Genomic DNA, 25,078 nt, shown 5'->3' on the forward strand with positions numbered 1-25,078 from the left:
GCTGATGAGCTCAAGAACAGCTCAGCGACGCCATTTCCTCGGTTGCCGTGGCCACAAAGGCCGACGACGGGAACCGGACGCCGACTTCTCCAAGCGTGATACAAGCCTGGTCAACCTGGCCCAACCGGCCCAATGCTGCCCCAAGTTCGTACAAGGCCTCGGGGGCCACCGGCCCTTCGGAATCGCCAGTAAAGCTGGCAAGGAAAGCCCGGGCCGCCTCGCGGGTATCACCCAGCCCTTCCAGGGCCTGCCCTCGCCTCAGGTTGGCTTCGGGGGCCAGCGGGCTGCCGGGATACGCGCTGTCAAATTGCGCAAAAAGATCGGCCGCCGTCTGGAAATCGCCGTCCGCAAGGGCTTGCGACGCGGCATCAAAATCGGCTTGTTCACCTACGGCCAGTTCGACCTGGTCGCCGTCAGTGGCATCGCCGGGCGTCGTCACCGGAGCGGTGATGGCCGCTGTGTCGCTATCTCCACCCAATGTCGGTGTGTCTTCGCCGGTGAACTCGCAACCGGGTTCCAGTTCGCAGAGACGGAACTCCAGATCTCCGATCCGGTTGGTTCCGTCCGTCACGACATTCTGAACACGCTGATTCAGCTGCTCGGTCTGCCGGGTCAGCCTCTGCAACTCGGCCTCGATGGCGTCAACGCGTTCCAGTATCGAACTGCCGGACAGGTTCGGCGCGGGCGAGCCTGTCGTGGAAAACTCGCGCTTGAGCCGTTGGATCTCGACATGCAGCACCGTCAGTTCCTGGCGGATATCGGCCAGAGTCTGCTGGTCCTGCGCTTGCGCGCCGCTGGCAAGGGTCAAAGCCGCCGCCAGAACCAATCCCGCAATTCTCATCCTGTTACCCCGTTGTGGAACCGGTCAGCACGGTGACCGCTCGGCGGTTCTTGGAATAGCATTCCTCGGTGCTACAGATTTCGATCGGGCGCTCCTTGCCATAGCTGATCGTCTGCAGACGGTTTCCGGCCACACCGCGAGAAATCAGGTATTCCCGCGCTGCATTCGCCCGACGGGCGCCCAGCGCAAGGTTGTATTCCCGCGTGCCCTGTTCATCCGCGTGACCTTCGATCGTGGCGACGTAGTCGGTATTGGCCAACAGCCACTGGGCCTGCCCCTGAAGGATCGTCTGCGCCTCGGGCGAGAGCGTGGACTGATCCACGGCAAACAGGACCCGGTCACCGATCGCCTGCTGGAAATAGGCGGGCGAACGTGGGTCGCTGGGAGAACCCGGGACGATTGCGCCGTTGCCGCCGGCGCCACCGCCCAAAGCCGAGGGATCGTTGTTGGTACATGCGGCCACCAGCGCCAGTGCGCCCAGAGCCGCAAACTTGCTCAATACGTTCATTTCTGTTGCCTCTTGTCCCGTTTGTTTATTGACGTCTATCTATCACAGCCAGCCTGCCTTGTGAACTTCAGCCCGACCGGCGGTCTCTTAATTCAACAGCGGCCCCCAGGACGGGTCACTGCCACCGTCCGGGGTACGCACGGGGCGCAGGTTTCGGCCCGAAATGTCGACCGAGTACAGGGTCGAACGCCCGCTGGCGCCCTGTGTTTCCCGCGCAAACATGATGACCCGGCCATTGGGCGACCATGTGGGCCCCTCGTCCAGGAACGAGGCGGTCAACAGCCGCTCCTCGCTACCGTCCAGTCGCATCACGCCGATATGGAACCGGCCCTTGTTCTGCTTGGTAAAGGCCACCAAATCTCCGCGTGGTGACCAGACGGGCGTCCCATAGCGCCCCTGGCCAAAGCTGATGCGGGTCGCCTCACCGCCATTTGCCGGCATGATGTACAGCTGAGGGCTGCCGGACCGGTCGCTCTCGAACACGATCCGCGATCCGTCGGGCGAATAGCTGGGCGCGGTTTCAATTGCGGGCGTGTTGGTCAGGCGCACGCTTTGCCCGGACGCCAGATCCATTTTCCACAGATCCGTATTGCCGCCCTGCGTCAGCGAGTAGACGATCGAGCGGCCATCAGGCGAAAAGCGCGGCGAGAAACTCATCGTACCTTCCTGAGTCTGCAATTCCTGCCGCTTGACCCGGCCAACATCCAGAACGTAAATCCGCGGCCGGCCGCTTTCATAGCTGGTATACAGCAACCGGTCGCCCGTTGGCGAAAAGCGCGGGGCCAGAACGATCGCGGCACTGTCGGTCAGGTACTGAACATTCGCCCCGTCATAGTCCATGATGGCCAGCCGCTTGCGGCGCTGATCCTTTGGGCCGGTTTCCGAGACAAAAGCCACGCGGCTGTCGAAATAGCCTCCCTCACCGGTAATGCGGCTGTAGACCTGGTCAGCCACCTTGTGCGCCATTCGGCGCCAGCCCTCGGTTGTACCGGCAAATTGCAGGCCGTTGCCCAATTCCTGACCCGAGAATACATCCCAGACCCGGAACCGGACGGACAGGGTATTGCCCGAGACATTCACCGCGCCGGTGACCAGCGCATCGGCATTGATCGCCTTCCAATCCGCAAATTGGACCGGTGCTTCGAAACTGCTGACACGGCTGATGAATGCATCCGGCGAAATCTCACGGAACAGGCCGGTTCCGGTCAGGTCCTCGGCGATGACGCGGCTGATGTCAGCCGCAAACCGGCTGGCCGCCGGACTGTCCGGTACAAAGCTGGGCACCGCAAATGGCAAAGGTTCGATGATGCCTTCATCCAATTCCAGCCGAAGTGGGCCGGTTTGCGCAGACACGGGGGCCGACAGAAGGGTCAGGCCAACGAAGAGGCTGGTCAGAAGTTTCATCATTTGATCCGCATCCTCTCGGGATTGAAGGTGATCTCAATATCCTTCCAATGCTCGTATTTGTCAGCAGGAAGGTCATATCCTTTTGCTCCACAGCGCAAAATCGCACGCCGGGCGGCCTCGTATGCCTGTTTTGCGGCCCCGTCCGAGCCGCCAGAGCTATCCAGAAGCTGCAGACTGCCGGGAACGATCGAGCCGTCGCGGTTCAGCGAGAAACCGACCACCACAACGGTCTTGAGCGCATCGGTCGACAACGAGCCCACATTCCAGCACCGCGAAACAGCCAGACGCATCGCATCCTTTTCGCCGCCGGTCAGAGGCGGACCGGACGGCTCGGACGAACCGCCCAAAGCCTCGGCCAGCGCGTCATTGATCGCGGCCTCGTCGGGTTCCGCAGCCTGTTCGACCGGATCGGCGGTCGCGGTCTGTTCGGTTTCCGCAGGCTTGGGCCGATTGGGCCGGACCCGGGGACGCGGCGAGCTTTGTGGCGACAGGTCCTTGGCCTCTTCCGCCTCGGTCACGATCTGGTCAGTGGCTTCCTCGGGCGCGGTCTGGTCTTGCTGCTCCTGCTGGATCTCAGCACCTTCATCCAGCGAAACCGCCGGTGTTTCGATATCGTCCGGCTTTGCGTCCAATGGCGGAGGAGCAATGGGTTCGGGGGCCACCTTGTCCGCCGGGCGGGGCTGGGACTCGGGCAGCGCCGGCAAAACCGCAACCTCGGGTTCCGGTTCATCCAGTACCGGAGGCTGCTCGATCACTTCGGGTTCGGGTGGAGTCTCAACTGCCTCGGGTTGCGGCTCGGGCTCCGGTTCGGGTGGCGTGACCGGCTCGGGGCGCGGCTGTTCTTCAACCGACGGCTCCGGCACTTCGGGGGCCGGGGGTTGTACGATCGGGTCTTCCAATGCGTTGGGGGGCGTCGGAACTTCGGGCGCATCGCTTTGCGCCGTCAGGGCAGCGAATTGCTCAGCCGAAACCACCGACACCTCCTGCACTGCAAAAGGCAGTGGCTCGGACCGGAACGTGCCGCCGAACAGAGCCCATCCGATCAATGTCACATGGGCAATCGCCGAAATCTTGGTGCCGGTATCCACCGCGCAGCCTCACTCTCCGCCCGCGTCCAGCGCCGGCCCGCCAGTATCGGTGACAAGGCCCACATTCGAAAACCCGCCGGCATTCAACGCACCCATGACCTGCATGACCTGCACATAAGGAATGGCGCCATCGGCCCGCAGGTAGACGCGGTCGCTGCTGCGCTCGGCAGCAATGGCGCGCAACTTGCCGATCAATTCGTCGCGGGTCACCTCGGTGGTCTGGATCTGAACCCGCCCGTCGGCTGTCAGCGTGACGGTCAACGGTTCCTCGTTGTCGCCGGGCAGAGCGCTGGCGGCGGTTTTGGGCAGATCAACCTCAACCCCAACGGTCATCAGCGGCGCCGCGACCATGAAGATGATCAGCAGCACCAGCATCACGTCGACAAAGGGTGTGACGTTGATTTCACCCATCGGCTGCGCACGCCCGCGCCGCCGTCCTCGGCGTCGTCCGTTGCCGCCAGACGATTGCTGGATCGCCGCTCCCATGTCAGCTGTCCAACTGGCGGGACAGAATGGTTGCGAATTCGTCGGCAAAAGCCTCGTATCCGCCAACGATGCGATCGCTGTCCGCGCTAAGCTTGTTGTAGAAGATTACGGCCGGAATTGCGGCCAGCAGGCCAAGACCGGTCGCCAGCAAAGCTTCGGCGATGCCCGGTGCCACGACGGCCAGGTTTGTGTTCTGCTGTTCGGCGATTTCGATGAAGGCGTTCATGATGCCCCAAACCGTACCGAACAGGCCGATAAAGGGCGCAGTCGAACCCACGGTCGCAAGGATCGAAAGCCCCTTTTGCAAGCCTTCGGCCTCTTTTGCGATGGCCACATCCATCGAACGATCGATCCGGGCCTGCGCGCCAGCTATGAGTCCACCGTCGGCGCGGTGCGAGCGGCGCCACTCGATCATGCCGGCTGCGAATATCTTTTCGGAACTGCCATCCGGCTGCGTTCCGATCTGTTCGAACAGCTCGTCCAGCGGGTTGCCCGACCAGAACGCCTCGTCGAACACCTGCGCTTCGCGTCGCGCGCTGCGATAGGTGATGAGCTTTTGAATGATGATCGACCATGACCAGAAGGATGCGACCACAAGGATCAGCATCACCACTTTCACGATGAATGTCGCACGGGCGAACAGCCCCCACATGGAGAAATCGATCTCCTGCGCCAGCGCCAGCGTTTCAGCTTCCATGAACCTGCTCTTTGTTTTGCCTGACAGCCGTTGATTGGCCTTGTTTTGCCAAACGCTAGCGTAGTTAGGGGCAAATTGCCAACAGAACCACAGGGGCTGAGCAAATTGTTACAGCAATGCGCGAATCTCTGCCGGGAGCCGGATCGGCCGGCCATCCTGATTGACGCAAACGGCCGTCACGGTCGCGCGAAAGACTTCGGTCTCGCCGCGCCGGATGAGTTGAGCCATGGTCAGTCGCACGCCGGAAATCGCGACGACCTCGGTTTCGACCAGCAGCTCGTCATCGAACCGCGCAGACGCCAGATAGTCGGCCTCGACCCTCCGCACGACCCAGATGATACCAGCCTCGCGCATTGCGTTCTGGTCATTGCCCAGGTTGCGCACCCAATCCGACCGGGCGCGCTCGATATAGCGCAAATAGTTGGCGTGATAGACCACGCCTCCCATGTCGGTGTCCTCGTAATAGACGCGAATGGGAAAGACGTGTTTCATTGCGGACGCTCCATCCGGGCAAACAGGCGCAGAGCGTGCGACGGATCCTGCGCCACCGCCGGCAGAACCGGATCATAGGCGGCGCGGATCAGCCCGGCAATGTCAGGCCGAAGGATCGTCGTGTCGCCCGCCACGGCCAGGGGCGAGCGGTCGCGGAACGCCGTGTCGGACCACAGCAGAATGGTCTGAACGACCTGCGACAGGGCCAGGGTTTCAGCCGGCACCTTCGATAACTCGCGGTCCATCCGCAGAAGGACGAAGGCCGCCCGGATCGCGCCGTCTTCGTCGAAGCGGAAAATCCGGTACTGGTTCGCACCGGCGTCCTCCAGCCGTGCAACCAGCGGGACAAGGTCGGGAATCAGACGATCCAGGTCGGGAACCTCGGGCAACTCGCTCCACTCGCGAAAGAAGAACACCATGCAGTTGGCGCCCAGTTCGGGGTCGGTCTCGGCCATCTTGTGGTCGGCCAGCGGAACGACCGCCTCGAACGCGCCTTTGACCGTGGCCAGGGTTTCATCCGTGACCCCGAACACGATCGGCACGATGGGCCGTCCCCAACGTGCAAACAGGAACGCGCCATCGGATCGGGTAAACAACGCCTGGATCTCTTCGGGTGTCACGCCCTGCCCTTCGTCTTTGGAAAATTCTCTCGCCCCAGCCTTAAAGTCTGAGGCCGGCGGCTTCAACCAAACAGGTCGCTCTGTCCCTTGGGCGCGGGCATGCCGAGATGCGTCCAGGCCTTCTGCGCCAGCATCCGGCCGCGCGGCGTGCGTTGGATCAGGCCTTGTTGCAGCAGATAGGGCTCGATCACTTCCTCCAGCGAGTCGCGGCTTTCGGAGAGGGCGGCCGACAGGGTCTCGATCCCCACCGGGCCACCGCCATAATTCTCGGCGATCAATTTCAGATAGCGGCGGTCTGCCCCGTCCAGACCCAGATTGTCGACGCCCAACCGTGTCAGCGCGCCATCGGCCAACTCGCGCGTGATGCGTCCGTCGCCCTCGACGATGGCGAAATCCACGACCCGCCGCAGCAGCCGCCCAGCGATACGGGGGGTGCCCCGCGACCGGCGCGCGATCTCGCGCGCACCGTCGTCATCGGCCGGCGCGCCCAGCTTGCGGGCGTTGCGGGTGACGATCTCGTGCAATTCTTCCACGGTGTAGAATTGCAGCCGGGTGGGAATGCCGAACCGGTCGCGCAGCGGCGTGGTCAGCAGGCCCATCCGCGTGGTCGCCCCGACCAGGGTAAAGGGCTGCAGCTCGATCCGCACGGTGCGGGCCGCGGGCCCCTCGCCGATCACCAGATCCAGTTCGAAATCCTCCATCGCCGGGTACAGCACCTCTTCCACCGCCGGATTCAGGCGGTGAATCTCGTCGATGAACAGCACGTCGCGCTCTTCGAGGTTGGTCAGGATGGCCGCAAGGTCCCCGGCTTTGGCCAGAACCGGCCCCGAGGTCATGCGGAAGTTCACCCCCAGCTCGCGCGCCATGATCTGCGCCAGCGTCGTCTTGCCCAAGCCCGGCGGGCCGTGGAACAGCGTGTGGTCCATCGCCTCGTTCCGCTGGCGGGCCGACTGGATGAAGATGCGCAGATTGGCCCGCGCCTCGGCCTGGCCGATGAATTCGTCCAGCCCCTGCGGGCGCAAGGCGCGGTCGTTGTCCTCGGGCAGAGGCTGCGGGCGCAGGGTCGGGTCGGCATCAACCATTCATTCAACCTTTCGGAGCCAGCAGTTTCAACGCCGCGCGGATCAATTCGGCCTCGTCGGCATCGGGCAGGTTGGCGGCGGCCTCTGCCACGGCCGAGGCGGCCTCGGACGGGCCATAGCCCAGATTCGACAGCGCCGACAATGCACCGGCCGACGCCGCACCCGCACCGGGTTTCGGGGCCCGAATCGGGGCTGGCGCCGGGTCTGCGGGTTCAACCACCTCGGCCACGGGGCCGTCCATCGCTTCGGTCACCGTGCCGCCCATCGCCATGACGCCGGGCGCCTTGTCTTTCAGGTCCAGAACGATGCGCTGTGCGGTCTTGGGCCCGACACCCTTGGCCGCCTTCACCGCGCCCCAATCGCCCAGCGCGATGGCCCGGCTGACTCCGTCCGGACCCAGCGCGCCCAGTATTGCAAGCGACACCTTGGCCCCTACCCCCTGAACCGAGCAGAGCAGCCGGTGCCATTCTTTCTCGACCAGAGACAGAAAGCCATAAAGCTGCATCAGGTCCTCGCGCACCACCAGATCGGTGTACAGCGAGACCGCCTCGCCCACACCCGGCAGGGCCGCCATGGTCCGGTCCGAGCAATAGACGATGTAGCCGACCCCGCGCACGTCGATCAGAAGGTGATCCGCCGCGCGGTAGTCGATGCGTCCGTTCAGTTTGCCGATCATGTGGCCACCTGCTTGATGCGCGCCTGCGGTGTCGCACCGTAGAACGCATGACAGATCGCGATCGCCAGCGCATCCGCGGCGTCGGCCCCCTTGGGCTGGCATCCCGGCAGTTGAAGTTTGACCATGTGCAGAATCTGTTCCTTCTCGGCGTGCCCCACGCCGACCACGGTTTTCTTGACCCGGTTGGGCGCGTATTCGCCCACCGGCAACCCAGCCTGCGCCAAGGTCAGCAACGCCACTCCGCGCGCCTGACCCAGCTTCAGCGTCCCGGCGCCGTCCTTGTTGACAAAGGTCTGTTCGATGGCTGCCTGGTCGGGCTGATGTTCGGCGATCACCTCGACGATCTGGTTGTGCAGCGACAAAAGCCGCTCGCCCAGATCATCCCCGTCGGATTTGCACAGGCCGTTGGCAACATGGCTCAGTCGGCTGCCATGTGATTCGATGACGCCCCACCCCAGGGTTCGCAGCCCCGGATCAATGCCCAGAATTCGCATGTTGTGCCTCGGCCTGCTCGGGTTTTCATTGTCTTTTCTCTCGATTAGCACGAAGCGTGAACATTTTCCAAGAAAATTGATCCGGCACCCAAATGCGACACGCCTGGTCCGTCCGCGACAACTCGGACGCATTGCGACCCTAGAAAGTCTGAAACCGACACATTCCCAAAGCAGTTTTCACCAATAATTTAAGGGACTTTCATCATTTTCGAAGCATTGCAAAAACTGCATAGGACACATGCAGTTTCAGCACTTGCAAGGTCAATCCGACATCACTAACTGGCCCGGGAATTCGACATTCAAACGTCAACACTGAACAGAAGGAAGCAGGATATGGCTGCAATTGACACAACCCGCGCCTCGATTGGCTCGTTTGGCCTTGTCGGCCGTATCGGCGCCTTTCTGGCATCCGTCGTGAACGCCGTTGTCGCCTGGAACGACGCACGCGTGACGCGCAATGCATTGAACGGTCTGAGCAACCGTGAACTGGAAGATATAGGCCTGTGCCGCGGTGACATCGACGAGGTCGCTGCTGGCCGCCGCCGTCTGTACTGAAACCACCCGCTCTCGCCCCTATCCTCCCTCGGGGCAGCACAGAAACACCGCGGACCGAGAGGTACGCGGTGTTTTTGTCTTTTGAAGGCTCTTTAGGAGAGAGAGTTCAGTAGAGAATCTTGTTCAGCTGTGTCGAAATGGCCTGCGACAATGGATCGATCTGCATGATCCACGCGCCCGCCTGTTCAACCGATGTCCCTTCGTTCAGGGCATCCACCCGATACTGGTATCCGGTCGGACCGAGATTGGATAGCAGGAACGCTTTGAAAGCAAAAAATCCGCACAGGCACAGCAACAGAACCTTGGCCGGAACCGCCGAGCGTACCCGCTGGGGTTTCATGACGACCAGACCATCTTTGCGCATGGTCGCGCGATAGCCACGGCTCATCTTGTTGTGTTTCTTTGTCAGCCGATGAACGCGCTGATCGAATTCAAGTTGTTTTCCTGTCATGGCAGCCTCCAAAAACCGCCCCCCAAATTCATTGGATGACGGTAGAAAGAGAATGCGTCAAAACCGTGGCAAAAATCCACAAAACTCCTGCAAATGGTCTAATTTGCGCCCTGTTTGGTTAAGACTAGCGTCGTCCATTCACCAATCATTGACCGATCCATCGTATTGAACCCGTTTCGTGAATAAACTGATTCCACTTCGTCGGCCTGCTCGTTGAGGATTCCCGACAGGATCGCATGTCCGCCTCCGCGCAGATTCTGCGCGATTTCCGGGGCAAGGGCCACCAGCGGTCCTTTCAGAATGTTGGCGAAAATCAGATCGTAAGGCGCCGCCGCATGGAGGTCAGGATGGTCAAATCCGGCAGCCTCGACACAACGGACGGCTCCGGCCATGCCGTTGGCCTTCAGGTTGGCCTCGGCTACGTCGACGGCGACCTGATCAATGTCGCTGGCCAGGATGTCACCTTCCCAGATCCGCGCCGCCGCCATCGCCAACACCGCCGTACCGCAGCCGATATCGGCGACCTTGCTGGCCTCGAACCCATTCTCAATCAGCTTGTCCAGCGCCTTCAGACACCCCAGCGTCGTTCCGTGGTGCCCAGTGCCAAAGGCCATCGCTGCCTCGATCAGCAGCGGAATACGCCCCTCGGGCAGCTTGTCGGCATCGTGGCTGCCATAGACGAAAAACCGCCCGGCCTCGACCGGGGCCAGCTCGCGCCGGACATGGGCGACCCAGTCAGTTTCCGGCAGTTCCGACACCACGAAGGGCTTGGCTTCGAAGGCCGCCGCCAGCAGGGCCAGGGCGGCCTCGTCGGGGCTTTCGGTGAAATAGCCGCCGACCTCCCACAGGCCCGAGCCGTCCTCGACCTCGAAAACACCCACGCCGGTGGGTTCGGGCTCCAGACGCTCCATCGCTTCGCCCAGGCTGTCGGCCGCGGCTTTGCCTTTCAGGGTGGTCAGAGCGGTGAATGTGGGCATGGGAACCTCCTGCAGAAACCGCCTTTGCGCCTAGGGCCGTCAGCCGCCGAGGTCAAGCGTCGCGCGTGTCATTCGGCCGGTGCGGGCGCGTATTTCGAAAAGATGGTCTCGTTCCCCGGTTCGGGGTGGCGCGGGATCAGCAGCGACAGCGCCAGAGAGATCAGCGCCATGCCCGCCGCCAGACCGAACACCGCCCCCGGCGACACGACCCACAATAGGCCAAGCAGTGCCGGCAGGAACACCGCCGCGATGTGGTTGATGGTGAAGGCCACCGCCGCGGTGGGGGCAATATCGGCCGGGTCGGCGATTTTCTGGAAATAGGTCTTGAGCGCCAAAGCCAGCGCGAACAGCACATGATCGATGACATAGAGAATAGCCGCCAGCAGCACACCCCAGCCAAACCAGTAGATGCCGCCATAAGCCGCAAATACGATGGCAAGGCCCAGATATTCGAAGATCAGCGTACGCCGCTCGCCAAACACCGCGACGGCCTTGCCCAGCAAAGGGGCGGCGGCCATGTTGATGATCAGGTTGATGAGGTACAGACTGGTCAGGTGATGCACTTCGAAGCCGAAGCGCTCGACCATCATGAACCCCGCGAACACGACGAAGATCTGCCGCCGCGCGCCCGCCATGAACTGCAGCGCGTAATACAGCCAGTAGCGCCGGCGCAGCACGATTTTCTTGGTCTGCGGTGTCGGCGCATCGAATTGTGGATAGGCGATCAGGCAGAACAGTGCGAGTACCGCTGTCAGCCCACCAGCCGCCATGAAGACCGTGTTGTAGGACAGATCGAACCGGTCCCAGGTCAGCACGATCAGCCCATAGACCACCAGCGTCGAGGCCGACCCCATCGCCACCAGCCAGCCCAGCACCTGCGGGGCGCGGTCCTTGGGCAGCCATTGCAGCTGAAGCGACTGATTCACCGTTTCGTAGTAGTGAAACCCGATCGAGCTGAACAGGGTCACGAACAGCAGCCCGCCGAGGCTGGGAAACCATGCCGTCACTGCCGTGGCCACACCCAACAGCACCAGCGAAATCATGGCCAGCACCTGCTCGCGCACGAAAATTATCACCGCGATCACGCCCACGGCCAGAAAGCCCGGGATTTCGCGCACCGTGTGCAGCAGGCCGATGTCTGCCCCGTCGAAATCCGCGACTTCGATCACGAAGTTGTTCAGCAGTGCGCTCCATGCGTTGAAGGCGATCGGCATGGTCAGCGCCATCACGAACAGCAACGTGACGGGGCGGCGCCAGAACGGCAGGCTCTGGGCCTGGGACAGGGGCATCGGTTTCAGCATGAGAGTTCTCTACGCCCAATCCGCCCGGCTGGCGAGAGGAAATCCCCCGTGCACATGTGGTCTGCGCTGATGCAGAGTCAGTAGAAGCTCTGCGGGTCGATATCGACGGTCAGGCGGATGTCTCCCTTCAGGCGCAGAGGTGCGATCCAGCGGGCGATGGCGTCCTGGATCGGTGCCCCCTTGGGCGCCTTGACCAGCAGCCTTACCCGGTGCCGCCCGCGGATACGGGCAATCGGTGCCGGGGCAGGCCCAAAGACCTGTGCCCCGATCTGCCGCAGCGGCGCGTCATTGCGCGCCAATACGTTGCCGATGTCAAAGACGGGCCCGACCTCGGGGCCGGACAGCACGATCCCCGCCATCCGGCCATAAGGCGGCACCCCGGCCGCCTGACGCCCGGCGGCCTCGGCACGCCAGAACCCTTCCTCATCCCCCGACAGGATCGCGCGGATCACCGGGTGTTCGGGCTGAAAAGTCTGCAGCAGCGCCGTCCCCGGCTTGTCGGCCCGCCCGGCCCGGCCCGCCACCTGCCGCATCAGTTGAAAGGTCCGCTCGGCAGCGCGCAGGTCGGACCCGTGCAGGCCCAGATCCGAGTCGATCACCCCGACCAGCGTCAGGTTCGGGAAATTGTGCCCCTTGGCCACCAGCTGCGTGCCGATGACGATATCTGCGTCACCCTCGGCAATCTCTTCGATCTTGGCCTTCAGCGCCCGGGCCGAGCCGAACAGGTCGGAACTGAGCATGGCGATGCGGGCGTCGGGAAAGGTCGCCTCGGCCTCTTCGGCCAGACGTTCGATGCCGGGGCCGACCGGGGCCAGCTTGCCCTCGACCCCGCAGGCGGGGCAAGCCTCGGGCATGGGCTTGGTCTCGCCGCACTGATGGCACATCAGACGTTTTAGGAACCGGTGCTCGACCATGCGCGCATCGCAGTGGTCGCAGGCGATCTGTTCGCCGCAGGCCCGGCACAGCGTCACCGGCGCATATCCACGGCGGTTGATGAACAGCAGCGACTGTTCGCCCTTCTCGATGCGCGCCTGCACCGCCTGGCGCAGGCTTGGGGAAATCCAGGTGCCCGGCTGCATCTTCTCGGCGCGCATGTCGATGGTTTTCATGTCCGGCAGCACCGCCGCGCCAAAGCGCGAAGTCAGGTCCAGCCGGTCGTACTTGCCGGCCTCGGCATTGGCCCAGCTTTCCAGCGAGGGCGTGGCACTGGCCAAGATCACGCGCGAGCCGCAGATCGCCGCCCGCAGCACCGCCATGTCGCGCGCATTGTAATGCACGCCATCTTCCTGCTTGTACGAGGTGTCGTGTTCCTCATCCACCACGATCAAGCCCAGATCGCGGAACGGGAGAAACAGCGCCGACCGCGCGCCGACTACCATCTGCCCATCGCCCTGCCCGACCATGCGCCAGACCCGGCGGCGTTCAGTCATTGTGGCACCGGAATGCCATTCGGCCGGGCGCGCACCGAACCGCTCCTCGACCCGTGTCAGAAACTCGGCGGTCAGGGCGATCTCGGGCAGCAGCACCAGCGCCTGCCGGCCCATGCGCAGCGCCTCGGCCACTGCTTCAAGGTAAACCTCGGTCTTGCCCGACCCGGTCACACCCTTCAGCAGCGTGGTGCCATAGGTTCCGCTGCGCAGTGCTGCACGCAACGTGTCGGCGGCAGCGGTCTGATCGGGTGTCAGCGCCTTGCCCGGCCGGTCCGGATCCAGCGTCGGATAAGGTAGGTCGCGCGGGCTGTCCTCCTCGCGCACGGCGCCCTGCTTGACCAACCCTTTGACGACCGATGAGGTGACCCCAGCCATCTCGGCCAGTTCCTTCAGGGTGAAGGCCAGCCCGCCATAGTCACGCAGCACCTCCAGCACCCGGGCCCGGGCATCGGTCATGCGGTCGGGCGTGCCGCTGCCCAGCCGATAGATCTTGCGCATCGACAGCGGGTCGCCCAGCCCGGGCGCGCGGGTGGCCAGCCGCAGCATCGCCGGCATCGGCGTCAGCGTGTAGTCGGCCGCGCGCTGCAGGAACAGGCGCATCTCTTCGCGCATGGGCGCCACGTCCAGTACCCGGATGACCGAGCGGATCTTGCTGCGGTCGAAATCACCGCGCCCCGCACCCCAAACCACGCCCAGAACCTTGCGCGGGCCCAGCGGCACCTCGACGAAGGCCCCCAGGAAACACCCCCCCTCGGGCGCCTTGTAATCCAACGTCCGGTCCAGTGGCTGGGTCGTCAGAACCGCCACCAGCTCACCTTGGTCGAAATGCACCGGGTCGCTCAATGCGCGCCTTTCTTCAGCAGGGGTTTCAGCACGGGTCTCTTTGAGGTAAAGGCATCCGCGAGCAAGGCCAACCCATCAAAGGACTGCCCCGATGAAATTCTTCGTAGACACAGCCGAAATCGACGCCATCGCCGAGTTGAACGACCTGGGCATGGTGGACGGTGTCACCACCAACCCCTCGCTGATCCTGAAATCGGGTCGCGACATTCTGGAAGTGACCAAGGAAATCTGCGACCTGGTCGATGGCCCGGTTTCCGCCGAAGTCGTCGCCACCGAAGCCGAGGACATGATCGCCGAAGGCCGCAAGCTGGCGCAGATCGCACCGAACATCGCCGTCAAGGTGCCGCTGACCTGGGCCGGCCTGAAAACCTGCAAGACGCTCAGCGACGAAGGCCAGATGGTCAACGTCACCCTGTGCTTCTCGGTCAATCAGGCGCTTCTGGCGGCCAAGGCAGGCGCGACCTTCATCTCACCCTTCATCGGGCGTCTGGACGACATCAACCTCGACGGCATGGACCTGATCGCCGACATCCGCCAGGTCTATGACAATTACGGGTTCGAAACCGAGATCCTCGCTGCCTCGATTCGCAGCGTGAACCATGTGGCCGACAGCGCCCGCATTGGCGCCGACGTGATCACCGCCCCGCCTGCCGTGATCAAGAAGCTGGCTGATCACCCGCTGACCGACAAGGGGCTCGAGGCCTTCCTGTCAGATTGGGCCAAGACCGGTCAGAAGATTCTGTGATCCATTGATCCCAAGTACAACCGCGCGGCCCCGACTAGGGCCGCGCCTGGCCCAACTGCAGGGGGCTTGATCTTTGATCAAATGCCTGCAGGCGGGAGCCACGCCCCCACACACGGCGCCTAATCCACCTAAACGTGCATTTTTCCCAAGGTATTTCCGGGCACCCGTGCTATAACGCCCCCAACAAAAAAAGACCGGACAGGATATGAGCAGCAATCCCAAACTCGAGGACAACCTCCGCGCCGCGATTCTGGCCGAGCCGGACGCCGTGCTGGACGACAAGGATCTGATGCAGGCGCTGGTCGCCGCGAACGAACGCGCCCGCGGAGACAACATCATCGACCTGCGCGGCATCGCAATGCAACGGCTTGAGGCACGGCTGGACCGGCTGGAGGACACACATCGCTCGGTCATTGCCGCCGCCTACGAGAACCTCGCCGGAACCAACCAAGTTCACCGCGCCATCCTGCGCCTGCTCGAGCCGACGGAATTCGAGGACTTCCTGCGCGTGCTGGGTACGGAAGTTGCCGAAATCCTCCGCGTCGACCGCATCACGCTGGTCTTGGAAACGACGATGGTCCAGCAGGACCCAAGCATCGACCGGCTGGACGGTGTTCTGGCCGTGGCGGAACCGGGTTTCGTGCATTCCTACATGGAAAACGCACCGAACCACCCCGCGCGCGAGGTTGTCCTGCGCGAAATTCGCCAGCCCAACCGCAGAGTGCACGGGGATCAACTGGACCAGCTGCAATCTGAGGCATGTATGCAGCTGGATCTCGGCAAAGGGCGTCTGCCGGGCATGATTGTCATGGGCGCGCGCGACCCAAGGCACTTCTCGCCTCAATTGGGCACTGATCTGCTGGCCTTTTTTGCAGGCGTATTCGAACGGTCGATGCGCCACTGGCTGTCGTGAGCCTGATCTCTCCAGCCTGCCGCGATGCGTTGCAGTTGTGGCTGGAGGGGTTGACCGCTTTGGCGGGCCGTTCGGAAAACACCATCAATGCCTATCGGGGGGATGTCTCGGATTTCCTGTCTTTCATGACTTTGCATCACAGCGAACGGCAGGGGCTGGCGGCGCTCGAGCGCATCACCGTTTCGGACATGCGGGCTTGGATGGCACAGCAACGCGAATCCGGCGTCGGCGCGCGGTCACTGGCGCGAAAATTGTCCGCCGTCAAAAGCTTCTATCGCTGGCTGGCCGAACGCGAGGGATTCGAGCCCACCGCCGTCCTGTCCACCCGCGCCCCGAAATACACCAAGAAACTGCCGCGCCCTCTGGCCGAAGACGCCGCCCGCGCCATGATCGAGACGGTCGAGCTGCAGTCCGGGTCAGATTGGGTTGCCGCCCGCGACGTTTCCGTCGTGACCCTGCTGTATGGCTGCGGCCTTCGCATTTCCGAAGCCCTGTCCCTGACCGGCGCGGATGCCCCCCTGCCCAACACGCTGAGAATTGTCGGCAAGGGTGACAAGGAAAGGATCGTTCCTGTCATCCCCGCTGCGCGCCAAGCGGTCGACCGATACCTTGAGTTGTGCCCACATCCCCAAAGCCCGACCGCCCCATTGTTCCGCGGCGTACGGGGCAAGGCTCTGAATCCAAGGGCGATTCAGGGCGTCATGGCCAAAGCGCGTATGCAACTGGGTCTTCCGGCAACGGCCACTCCACACGCGATGCGGCACAGCTTTGCCACCCATCTTCTGTCGGCCGGAGGAGACCTTCGGGCCATTCAGGAACTGCTGGGTCACGCCTCCCTTTCGACCACCCAGGCCTATACAGCGGTCGACACCGCGCGCCTCATGGAGGTGTACAACCGCGCGCACCCCAAAGCCTGAGACGCGGCGGAATTGCAGCAACCACATTTCGGCGCCGATACCGGGGGCTTTTTGCTTTGCATCTCGGGCGCGCATCGTACATGACACGGGTCATGACACTCAGATTCAAAGCTTTAGCCGTTCACCTGTTCACCGCGACCGGAGCCGTATTTGCGATGCTGGCCATGCTGGCCGCGGTCGAGGAAAAGTGGAGCCTGATGTTTCTGTGGCTGGTCGTTTCGTTCATCGTCGACGGAATCGACGGCCCCTTGGCGCGGCACTATCACGTCAAAAAGAACGCACCCGAGTTCGACGGTGTTCTGCTGGATCTGATCATCGACTATCTGACCTACGTCTTCATTCCGGCCTATGCGCTGTTCAAATCCGGTCTGATGGACGGCTGGACCGGCTGGTTCGCGATCATCGTCATCACATTCGCCAGCGCGATGTATTTTGCCGACACACGGATGAAGACCAAGGACAATTCCTTTTCCGGGTTTCCCGGCTGCTGGAACATGGTCGTGGTGGTGATCTTTGCGCTGAAGCCCGACTTCTGGTTCAGCCTCGTCCTTGTGGCGTTGCTGGCCGTTGCAATGTTTCTGCCCCTGAAATTCATTCACCCCGTGCGCACCGAACGCTGGCGCAACCTGTCCCTGCCCATGGCCTTCGCATGGACATTTTTTGCCGGATGGGCCGCTTGGGTGGATTTTCACCCGCAAAGCTGGGCGCATTGGGGTCTGGTTGTGACCAGCCTGTATCTGGTCTCGGCGGGGATCGCCCAGCAAATCATGCCGCCGAGCCGCGATTGAGACGCGGCCCGAACGGGCGAAAATCACAGATCAGAGAATTTCCCGAATCTCGAACTCGGTGCCATTATGGGTGAAGACGTCGCCCTTGCGCATTCCGGCCATGGCCAGATAGATCGGGCTTTGGGTTGAAATCCCCATATATGTTTCACCATCCACGTCGAACTTGGTGGTCGACACGCAGACGACGAAATGCCGATCGCCCAGCCAGACTACGGCGCCCGGCTGCACTGTATCCGTCAGGCTGAAATCGGTGTTTTCGATCACGTCAATCTTGGCATGATGCGCATGCACCGGCCCGTCAAACGCGGCGGCCAGATCTGCGCTTTCGCGCGATGCCGCGATATCATCCTTGTCGTGGCCTTCCCGGTCATCCAATTGGGACTCTTTCTGAAAGGCATCGTGGTGCGCCTGCGCCGTCGCCAACTCCTGTGCCTCCAACGCCATCAATTGGTCAATGATGGCCTTCTTCCGGGCGGCGGGGTCAATTTTCGCAGTCATGAATTGCAGTCCTTCGGGTTCGAAAACTGTCTCAGGTTGGGACGCTTTGCGAAAGATTGCAACCGGATTCCGGCGGTCAGATCAGCAGACTGGCAGCCCCCTCGTGACGCAACAGGGCAACCTTGCCCTCAACCCCGCCCTGCCCCGAGAACCCGCCAAGGCCGCTTGCCGCCAGAACGCGGTGACGGGGAATGATCACCGGAATCGGGTTGGCACCACAGGCCTGCCCGACAGCTTGCGCCGGACATCCAAGATCCTGCGCGATATCACCGTAAGTCCGCGTGTCACCGAAAGGAATCGCGGACATCAAGCCGCAGACCTGTTTCTGGAATTCGGACCCAACGACACGCAGTGGCAAGTCGAACTTTTGCAACCGGCCCTCGGCATAGGCCCTGATCTGTGATGCCGCTTCGATCAGCAGCGGGGTCGTCTCACCCGTTGTGTGACCGTCCCACACCAGACTGGTGATGGCACCGTCCTCTTCTTCGATCCCGAGGCATCCGAACTGGGTTTCCACTGCAATCATCGGCATGGGCGCAGAGTTTCAGATTGGCGGGTGCGTCGCAAGCCGCAAGAAAAACCCCCGCGCGATGGCGGGGGTTTCAGGGATCATTTTCAGCTCAGCGCCGTATCGCATCGGCCACAGACGCCGGGGTGGGCGTGGCGTCCCACATCTGGCAGTATCTTCCAGCAGCGCTGGCACTTGGCCCCTTCGGCCTTTTCGAACACGACACCGACGCCCTCGATCTCGGGCAGGCGGAACGCCTCGGCCGGGGCAGGGTCGGCGGTGACGGTCAGGCCCGAGGTGATGCACAGGTCATCTACGTCGAAGGTCGCCAGCAGGTCGCGGGTTTCCGCATCCTCGACATGCACGATCGGCGCGGCTTCGAGGCTGGAGCCGATGACCTTGTCGCGGCGCTGCACTTCCAGCGCGGCGGTCACCGCACGGCGTACACGGCGGATCTTGGCCATGTTCGCCTCGAGCTCGGCATCGCGCCAATCGGCAGGCGTGTCGGGGAAGTCGACCAGATGCACCGAGCTGTCCTCGCCCGGGAACCGCTCGAGCCAGACCTCTTCCATCGTGAAGACCAGAATCGGCGCCAGCCAGGTAGTCAGACGGTGGAACAGGATGTCCAGCACCGTGCGCGCGGCCCGGCGGCGCGGGGTGTCCCCGTCGCAATACAGCGCATCCTTGCGCACGTCGAAATAGAAGGCCGACAGGTCGACCGTGGCAAAGTTGAACACCGCGCTGAACACGCCTTGGAAGTCGAACGCGGCATAGCCCTTGCGGACCTGCTCGTCCAACTCGGCGAGGCGGCTGAGCACCCAGCGTTCCAGACGCGGCATCTCGGCCGGATCGATCCGGTCGGCCTCGGTGAAGTCGGCCAGCGAGCCCAGCATGAAGCGCATCGTGTTGCGCAGCCGGCGATAGCTATCGGCGACCCCTTTCAGAATTTCCGGCCCGATCCGCTGGTCGGCGGTATAGTCGGTCTGGGCCACCCAAAGGCGCAGGATGTCGGCACCGTATTGCTTGACGACCTCTTCCGGCACGATGGTATTGCCGAGCGATTTGGACATCTTGTTGCCCTTCTCGTCCAGCGTGAACCCGTGCGTGACCACGTTGCGATACGGCGCGCGGCCGATCGTGCCACAGGCCTGCAACATCGAGGAATGGAACCATCCGCGGTGTTGGTCGGTGCCCTCCATGTAGACATCGGCAATGCCGTCGTCGGTGCCATCTTCACGGTCGCGCAGAACGAACGCATGGGTCGAGCCCGAGTCGAACCACACGTCCAGAACGTCGAACACCTGGTCATAATCGTCGGGGTTCACGATGCCATCCAGCACCTGCTGTTTGAACCCGTCGGTGTACCAGACATCGGCACCGTGTTCTTCGAACGCGGCCTTGATGCGGGTGTTCACATCCGCGTTGCGCAGCAGATAGTCCGCGTCGGTGGGCAGAGCGCCCTTCTTGGTGAAGCACGTGAGTGGCACACCCCAGGCACGCTGGCGCGACAGAACCCAGTCGGGGCGCGCCTCGATCATCGAATACAGGCGGTTGCGGCCCGAGGGCGGCGTCCATTTCACCAACTCGTCGATCGAGCGCAGGGCGCGTTCGCGGATAGTGCCACCCATTTCGTCCATGCCGTCGTCCAGCTTGCGGTCGACGGACACGAACCATTGCGGTGTGTTACGATAGATGATCGGCGCCTTGGACCGCCACGAATGCGGATAGCTGTGCTTGATCTTGCCACGCGCCAGCAGCCCGCCGACCTCGGCCAGCTTGTCGATCACAGCCTTGTTCGCATCGCCCTCGCCGCCCTTGCGCGACAGGATGTACTTGCCGCCGAAGAACGGCATGTCAGCGCGGAAGCTACCGTCGTCCATCACGTTGTAGGTGATGACTTGTTCCAGCATGCCCAGATCCCGGAACAGCTCGAATTCCTCCATCCCGTGCGAGGGCGCGCAATGGACGAAGCCGGTGCCTTCGGTATCGGTCACGAAATCGGCCGCGCGGAAATCGCGGATGTCATCCCATTCACCGTTGGACCCTTCGGCCCCTGCCAGCGGGTGCTGCAGCTGGATCTTGGCCAGATCGTCCTGCGTGACGTCGCACAGGCGGCGGTACATGGTGTCGTCCAGCCGCGCCCGCGCAAACACGTCGGCGGCCAGATTGTCGGCCAGCAGGTACCGGTCACCGATCCGGGCCCAGCAATCCTCGGGGCGGCCGGTCACTTCGTACAGCCCGTACGAGATGTCCTTGCCGTATACCACGGCCTTGTTCGACGGCATGGTCCAGGGCGTCGTGGTCCAGATCACCACGTAGGCGTTGTCCAGCGTGGTGTCGCCGGTGTTCACCACCTTGAACTTCACCCAGATGGTGAAGCTTTCCTTGTCGTGATACTCGACCTCGGCCTCGGCCAGGGCGGTCTTTTCGATCGGCGACCACATCACCGGTTTCGAGCCCTGATACAGCGTGCCGTTCATCAGGAACTTCATGAACTCGTCCGCGATCACCGCCTCGGCGTGATAGTCCATGGTGACGTAGGGATCGGCCCAGTTGCCGGTGATGCCCAGACGCTTGAACTCCTCGCGCTGGATGTCGATCCAGCCCTCGGCGAACTTGCGGCATTCCTGGCGGAAGTCGATGACCGGAACTTCGTCCTTGTTCTTGCCCTTCTTGCGGTACTGTTCCTCGATCTTCCATTCGATCGGCAGGCCGTGACAGTCCCAGCCGGGCACATAGCGCGCGTCAAAGCCCATCATCTGATGCGACCGCACAATCATGTCCTTGATCGTCTTGTTCAACGCGTGGCCGATATGCAGGTGCCCGTTGGCATAGGGCGGGCCGTCATGCAGCGTGAAGGGCTTGCGCCCCTGTTTGTCGCGCAGGCGGTCATAGACGCCGATCTTCTCCCAGCGGTCCAGCCATGCGGGCTCGCGCTTGGGCAGGCCGGCGCGCATGGGGAATTCGGTTCGGGGCAGGTTCAGCGTGTCTTTGTAGTCGGGTGTCTGGGTCGTGTCGGCGCACATGGAGAGGCGTCCCTTGGATGATCTTGGCGTGTTTGGATCGAAGCGGTCGGTGCGATGAACTCAAGCACCTTTGCCCGGCGTCTCGGAAACTCAGAGCGCCGGGGAAATAATTCGAATGATAATGGCCAGAACGTCTTGCATGGCCGGGCTTATAGGCCGGTTGCGCCTATTGGTCCAGAGCTTCCGGCCCCTGCGGCGAATGGCGCAGCTTGGCCCAACGGTTCAGCCATGCCAGACCCGCCAGCGCCAGCCCCAAGGCCAACAACGAAAACACACGGATCAGACCGCCCAGCCCCGAGATGTCGATCAGGAACACCTTGGCCACCGCCAACCCGATCACCGCCAGCCCGGCCTTGCGCATCAGGTCCGACCGACGGGCCAGCGACTGATAAAACAGCGCCGCGCCGATCACCAGCAGGGCGAGCGTATAGGTATAAAGCTCGGGCTGGGATACGCCGTTGCCTTCATACATCCCTGCCGCACCCTGCCAGAAATGCCGGATGGTCAGGCCCAGCCACAAGGCACTCAGCACAATGGCCACCCCCTGACAGGCCAGCCGCAACTGCGCCGGCATCTTGGGGATCCGCCACGCGGACAGGCCGATGACGAGGGCCGGCAGCAGATAGGCAATGGCAAGCGTGTTAACCACCGGAGGCCCCAGAACAGGATCTGCCCCAAAACGCAAAACAGGGTTGGCCACTGTCGCAGCCAGCGCCAGCCACAACAGGCCATGCGCGGCAAAGAACACGCCCAGTGCGACCCGAACCCAGTTCAGCCGCCCGCCCAGCGCAAAGCGCTGCACCTGCGCAAAGGCCAGCAGCAGCCAAATGGCCGACAGCAGGCCCAAACCCCAATGGCTGTCGTCGGCCCCGCCCTCGCCCAGCCCTTCCAGCCAGCGCAACAGCAGCAGAGACACCAGAACGCCGCCCGTCGCCCACGCTGCACTGTCTAGCATGACATTGGCGACTGGGCGGTCCAACGAGCGCAGCATCCACCATGCGGCAAGATAGCCTGCAACCGCAGCCCCATAGACCAGCGCCATTTCCGGAACCGGCGCGTGCAGCGCCCAGTCCAGACCCGGGTTCAGGATCAGCCGGAACGTGACTGTGGCAACGCCGGCCCAGATGAACCAGCTCATCGGTGGCAGGTTGAACCGCCGATCCAGCGCCGCCGCCGCGATGATCGTGACTACGAAAGCGATAGTCAGCGCCGCCGAACTGAGCACGATCACGCAGCCGAAGGTCAAGCAGGACAAAGCCGACAGCGTGGCCAAAGCCGGACGCATCCGGGCCTCGCCATCCACACGCGCAAAGCGCTCGGCCAGCACCACCATCAGCGCCGCAAGCGCAACCGCATGCAAGGCCCAGGGGTAGGCGCCGATCACGCTGGCCGGACGCCAGCCAAGCTCAAGAGCTATGGCCAGCGTCGGAGCGTACAGCGCGGCGGCACCGGCCCAGACAAACGGGTACCGCCCGCCCCGGAACGACCGCCATGCCGCCAGAAGAGAAATCACCGCGCCCAGCGCAACCAGCCAGGTCACGGCCAACGGAAAAGCGGCCTCGGGCGTTTCGGAATAGGTCTGCCAGAACCCACGCGCCACCGCGCCGCCATCAAATCCATGCGTGAACACGAAACCACCCAGCCCCAGGGCAGGCAGCGCGGTCATGTCCTGCAGGGCCGGTGCGTCCTTTGCCCAGATCAGCAGGGCGAAAGTCAGCCCCGCCAGCAGGATCACAGCCAGCCAGAACTCACCGCTCGTATCCGCCCATTGCAGTGCCAGAATGGCCGAGCTTGCCATCACCGCCCCGAAGGCCAGGCGCGTCGGAAATTCGGGCCACGGACCGCTGGATTTTCTGACAAGGAGTTCACTGAACATCGCCCCGTCGTGATCGGGCCAGATCCGGCGCACGGGAATGGCAATGGCGATCACGGCAACGGCGGCCACGTAGACGAGGAAAGCCGGTTCCGTGATCGGCGAACCCGTCACCAGCAAAAGGCCCGCCAAATAGGCGCCCACCAGCGACAGCACCGAAACCCAGGCCCAGCGCCGCACCGTGTCGATCCCAAGCCCAAGCCCAGTGATCACGAAGAAATATCCGTACAGCCAGGACGGGTCAGCCGAGTCTCCACCCACGACGAAAGGTGCGGCAAAGGCTCCGATCAACCCGATCGCCGCCAGCAGCGGGCCGTGGAACCAGCCCAGAACCAGCCCGACAAGGGCGATGGCGATCATGCCCGCCAAGGCCGCCTCGGGGCCGATCAGGTCATAGAGCTGGCGCGCAGCTAGAACGCCGCCAAACAGCGTGACCAGCCCCGCACCCGAAAACACCGAAGGCAGATAGGCGGTCGCCGACGACTCGTCATCGCCGTATCGGCGCCGCACGACTTCACCCGCCACGATCAGCAGCGCGCCGAAGCCCAAGGCAGCCAGCACGCGCGCGGTGGGCGGCAGCAACCCGTTCTCGACCCCGTATTGCACCAGGAAAATCCCCGCCAGCGCCAGCGACAGGGCAGATACGGCATAGAACCAGTTCTCGCGCAGCCACGCGCTCAGATCGTCGAACCGCTCGGCGCGGAACACCACTGCGGCCGGAGGCGATGCTCTCTCAGTAACAGTTGCCGATTCTTCAGCGTCAGGCCGTTGGTCCGGCGTCGGTGGGCTTTCCTGTTTCGGCGGGCCCCAAGGGGCCGGTCGCGGTTCAGGCGTCGGTGCTTCGATTGGCGCGGACTGCGTCTGTGGTGGCCGCTCCGCGTCCGGTTGCGGCCCGGCACCCAACCGACTCTCCAACTGCTCGACCCGCCGCCGCAGACGGGCATGGCCGACCAGCAAGACGACAATAGATACCGGCATCGCCAAAACGACCAGGCCAACAAGAACAAGCAGAGATTCCAAACCGCACCTCCGGGCAAATCTGCATTACAGGCTATCCTGTGCAGGTGCGGTAAGACAGTCTGGAAATCCCGAATGGTTTCAGCCTGTTGCGATCTGATGCCAGTGATCTAGGGATGGAACAGAGACCCGACGAGATAGGCAATTGCCGCCGCCGCTCCACCAATCGCCAGCGTCTCAAGCCCCGAGCGCCACCAGGGCGCCAGCGACCACCGGCTTTTCATCGCGCCGATGGCAAAGAACACGCCCAGCGTCATCAGGACCGAGGCTGCAAACGCGCCCTCAACCCCCAACAGGAACGGCACGAGCGGAACCATGCCGGCCACGACAAAGGCCGCGAACGTGGCCGCTGCAGCCTTGAGCGGATGCGGATCGACGCTGCCCAGCCCGTATTCGCCCTCGATCATCAGGTTGATCCAGGTATCCCGATCGGCGGTGATCGCGTCGGTTGCCTGTTCCAGCACCCGGCCCGACAAGCCCTTGCGGGACAGGATCTCCAGCACCTCGCCACGCTCGCCGTCGGGGTAGAGGCGGATGTGGCGCTCTTCGATGGCGCGGATCCGTCGGATATTGTCCAGCTCGGCCTTGGTCCCCGAGTAGTTGCCCGCCGCCATCGAAAATCCGTCGGCCAGCACGTTGGCCAGGCCCAAGGCCACGATGACAAAGGGCGAAAGCCCGGCCCCGGCCACGCCCGCCACGATGGCCAGCGTGGTCACCGATCCGTCGATCCCGCCATAGACCACGTCGCGCAGGACCCCGCGCCCGGGTGGGGCGTCGATCCGGTCTGCGATTTCCTGTTGGCTGTGGCCGTGATCCGCCATGGCTGGTCTCCCTTCCGGAAGATT

General features: G+C 63.1%; 25 protein-coding genes. 5 read left to right on the forward strand and 20 right to left on the reverse strand.

Going from position 1 to position 25,078, the window contains the following annotated elements:
• Positions 1-10: 10 nt before the first annotated feature.
• From ybgF to ruvC, 11 genes are all read right to left on the reverse strand, one after another.
• Positions 11-841 carry a tol-pal system protein YbgF gene (gene ybgF, locus K3752_RS12540; protein WP_170529286.1) on the reverse strand — a complete coding sequence of 277 codons (831 nt, stop codon included), beginning with the start codon at positions 839-841 and terminating at the stop codon, positions 11-13.
• A gap of 4 nt (positions 842-845) precedes the next feature.
• Positions 846-1,349, reverse strand: coding sequence for a peptidoglycan-associated lipoprotein Pal (pal, locus tag K3752_RS12545; protein WP_093962774.1), 504 nt, complete (start codon positions 1,347-1,349; stop codon positions 846-848).
• Between the two features lie 87 nt (positions 1,350-1,436).
• Positions 1,437-2,756, reverse strand: coding sequence for a Tol-Pal system beta propeller repeat protein TolB (tolB, locus tag K3752_RS12550; RefSeq protein WP_260063400.1), 1,320 nt, complete (start codon positions 2,754-2,756; stop codon positions 1,437-1,439).
• Positions 2,753-3,844 carry an energy transducer TonB gene (locus K3752_RS12555; protein ID WP_260063401.1) on the reverse strand — a complete coding sequence of 364 codons (1,092 nt, stop codon included), beginning with the start codon at positions 3,842-3,844 and terminating at the stop codon, positions 2,753-2,755. The genes tolB and K3752_RS12555 overlap by 4 nt, the downstream gene beginning before the upstream one ends.
• A 9-nt stretch (positions 3,845-3,853) precedes the next feature.
• A complete protein-coding gene (gene tolR, locus K3752_RS12560) occupies positions 3,854-4,330 on the reverse strand; it encodes a protein TolR (RefSeq protein WP_260063402.1) in 477 nt (158 codons plus the stop codon).
• A gap of 1 nt (position 4,331) precedes the next feature.
• Positions 4,332-5,027 (reverse strand): protein TolQ, encoded by a 696-nt coding sequence (tolQ, locus tag K3752_RS12565; RefSeq protein WP_093962778.1) that lies wholly within the window; start codon positions 5,025-5,027, stop codon positions 4,332-4,334.
• A 108-nt stretch (positions 5,028-5,135) separates the two neighbouring features.
• Positions 5,136-5,519: a tol-pal system-associated acyl-CoA thioesterase gene (gene ybgC, locus K3752_RS12570; protein WP_170449219.1), complete on the reverse strand. Its 384-nt coding sequence runs from the start codon at positions 5,517-5,519 to the stop codon at positions 5,136-5,138.
• Positions 5,516-6,139 (reverse strand): hypothetical protein, encoded by a 624-nt coding sequence (locus K3752_RS12575; RefSeq protein WP_260063403.1) that lies wholly within the window; start codon positions 6,137-6,139, stop codon positions 5,516-5,518. The genes ybgC and K3752_RS12575 overlap by 4 nt, the downstream gene beginning before the upstream one ends.
• A gap of 62 nt (positions 6,140-6,201) precedes the next feature.
• Positions 6,202-7,221, reverse strand: coding sequence for a Holliday junction branch migration DNA helicase RuvB (ruvB, locus tag K3752_RS12580; protein ID WP_170366669.1), 1,020 nt, complete (start codon positions 7,219-7,221; stop codon positions 6,202-6,204).
• 4 nt (positions 7,222-7,225) lie between these two features.
• Positions 7,226-7,897 (reverse strand): Holliday junction branch migration protein RuvA, encoded by a 672-nt coding sequence (gene ruvA / locus K3752_RS12585; protein WP_260063404.1) that lies wholly within the window; start codon positions 7,895-7,897, stop codon positions 7,226-7,228.
• Complete coding sequence (ruvC, locus tag K3752_RS12590) at positions 7,894-8,391, reverse strand: crossover junction endodeoxyribonuclease RuvC (RefSeq protein WP_149775764.1); 498 nt, start codon at positions 8,389-8,391, stop codon at positions 7,894-7,896. Before ruvC ends, ruvA begins: the two co-directional genes overlap by 4 nt.
• 333 nt (positions 8,392-8,724) lie before the next feature.
• On the opposite strand from ruvC, the gene K3752_RS12595 reads away from it, so the two are divergent.
• A complete protein-coding gene (locus K3752_RS12595; RefSeq protein ID WP_093962786.1) occupies positions 8,725-8,946 on the forward strand; it encodes a DUF1127 domain-containing protein in 222 nt (73 codons plus the stop codon).
• A gap of 106 nt (positions 8,947-9,052) precedes the next feature.
• On the opposite strand, the gene K3752_RS12600 is transcribed toward K3752_RS12595, so the two are convergent.
• From K3752_RS12600 to K3752_RS12615, 4 genes are all read right to left on the reverse strand, one after another.
• Positions 9,053-9,397, reverse strand: coding sequence for a hypothetical protein (locus K3752_RS12600; RefSeq protein ID WP_170366671.1), 345 nt, complete (start codon positions 9,395-9,397; stop codon positions 9,053-9,055).
• 98 nt (positions 9,398-9,495) lie between these two features.
• Positions 9,496-10,374: a 50S ribosomal protein L11 methyltransferase gene (locus tag K3752_RS12605; RefSeq protein ID WP_260063405.1), complete on the reverse strand. Its 879-nt coding sequence runs from the start codon at positions 10,372-10,374 to the stop codon at positions 9,496-9,498.
• A 68-nt stretch (positions 10,375-10,442) separates the two neighbouring features.
• Positions 10,443-11,675: an MFS transporter gene (locus tag K3752_RS12610; RefSeq protein ID WP_170337509.1), complete on the reverse strand. Its 1,233-nt coding sequence runs from the start codon at positions 11,673-11,675 to the stop codon at positions 10,443-10,445.
• Positions 11,676-11,752: 77 nt separating this feature from the next.
• Complete coding sequence (locus K3752_RS12615) at positions 11,753-13,948, reverse strand: primosomal protein N' (protein WP_260063406.1); 2,196 nt, start codon at positions 13,946-13,948, stop codon at positions 11,753-11,755.
• Positions 13,949-14,039: 91 nt separating this feature from the next.
• Between K3752_RS12615 and fsa the strand changes: the two genes are divergently transcribed.
• The 4 genes from fsa (at position 14,040) to K3752_RS12635 (ending at position 17,311) form a co-directional block, all read left to right on the forward strand.
• Positions 14,040-14,693, forward strand: a complete 654-nt coding sequence (gene fsa / locus K3752_RS12620) for a fructose-6-phosphate aldolase (protein WP_170337507.1) — start codon at positions 14,040-14,042, stop codon at positions 14,691-14,693.
• Between the two features lie 205 nt (positions 14,694-14,898).
• The gene (locus K3752_RS12625; RefSeq protein WP_260063407.1) at positions 14,899-15,606 is read left to right on the forward strand and encodes a DUF484 family protein; all 708 of its coding nucleotides are present in this window, start codon (positions 14,899-14,901) and stop codon (positions 15,604-15,606) included.
• On the forward strand, positions 15,603-16,523 hold the full coding sequence (locus K3752_RS12630; RefSeq protein ID WP_260063408.1) for a tyrosine recombinase XerC: 921 nt from the start codon (positions 15,603-15,605) through the stop codon (positions 16,521-16,523). The genes K3752_RS12625 and K3752_RS12630 overlap by 4 nt, the downstream gene beginning before the upstream one ends.
• Positions 16,524-16,615: 92 nt before the next feature.
• The gene (locus K3752_RS12635) at positions 16,616-17,311 is read left to right on the forward strand and encodes a phosphatidylcholine/phosphatidylserine synthase (protein WP_093962794.1); all 696 of its coding nucleotides are present in this window, start codon (positions 16,616-16,618) and stop codon (positions 17,309-17,311) included.
• A 30-nt stretch (positions 17,312-17,341) separates the two neighbouring features.
• Here the strand turns inward: K3752_RS12635 and K3752_RS12640 are convergent, their stop codons facing one another.
• From K3752_RS12640 to K3752_RS12660, 5 genes are all read right to left on the reverse strand, one after another.
• Entirely contained in the window at positions 17,342-17,809 is a 468-nt protein-coding gene (locus K3752_RS12640) for a hypothetical protein (protein ID WP_170337856.1), read from the reverse strand.
• 76 nt (positions 17,810-17,885) lie between these two features.
• Positions 17,886-18,341: a methylated-DNA--[protein]-cysteine S-methyltransferase gene (locus K3752_RS12645; RefSeq protein ID WP_260063409.1), complete on the reverse strand. Its 456-nt coding sequence runs from the start codon at positions 18,339-18,341 to the stop codon at positions 17,886-17,888.
• A gap of 83 nt (positions 18,342-18,424) precedes the next feature.
• A complete protein-coding gene (gene ileS, locus K3752_RS12650) occupies positions 18,425-21,343 on the reverse strand; it encodes an isoleucine--tRNA ligase (RefSeq protein ID WP_260063410.1) in 2,919 nt (972 codons plus the stop codon).
• A 166-nt stretch (positions 21,344-21,509) separates the two neighbouring features.
• Complete coding sequence (locus K3752_RS12655) at positions 21,510-24,236, reverse strand: DUF2339 domain-containing protein (protein WP_260063411.1); 2,727 nt, start codon at positions 24,234-24,236, stop codon at positions 21,510-21,512.
• Between the two features lie 107 nt (positions 24,237-24,343).
• A complete protein-coding gene (locus tag K3752_RS12660; RefSeq protein ID WP_260063412.1) occupies positions 24,344-25,054 on the reverse strand; it encodes a VIT1/CCC1 transporter family protein in 711 nt (236 codons plus the stop codon).
• Between the last annotated feature and the right edge of the window lie 24 nt (positions 25,055-25,078).

Origin of the sequence: Ruegeria sp. B32 (assembly GCF_025141855.1) — a bacterium.
Classification (GTDB): Bacteria; Pseudomonadota; Alphaproteobacteria; order Rhodobacterales; family Rhodobacteraceae; genus Ruegeria; species Ruegeria arenilitoris.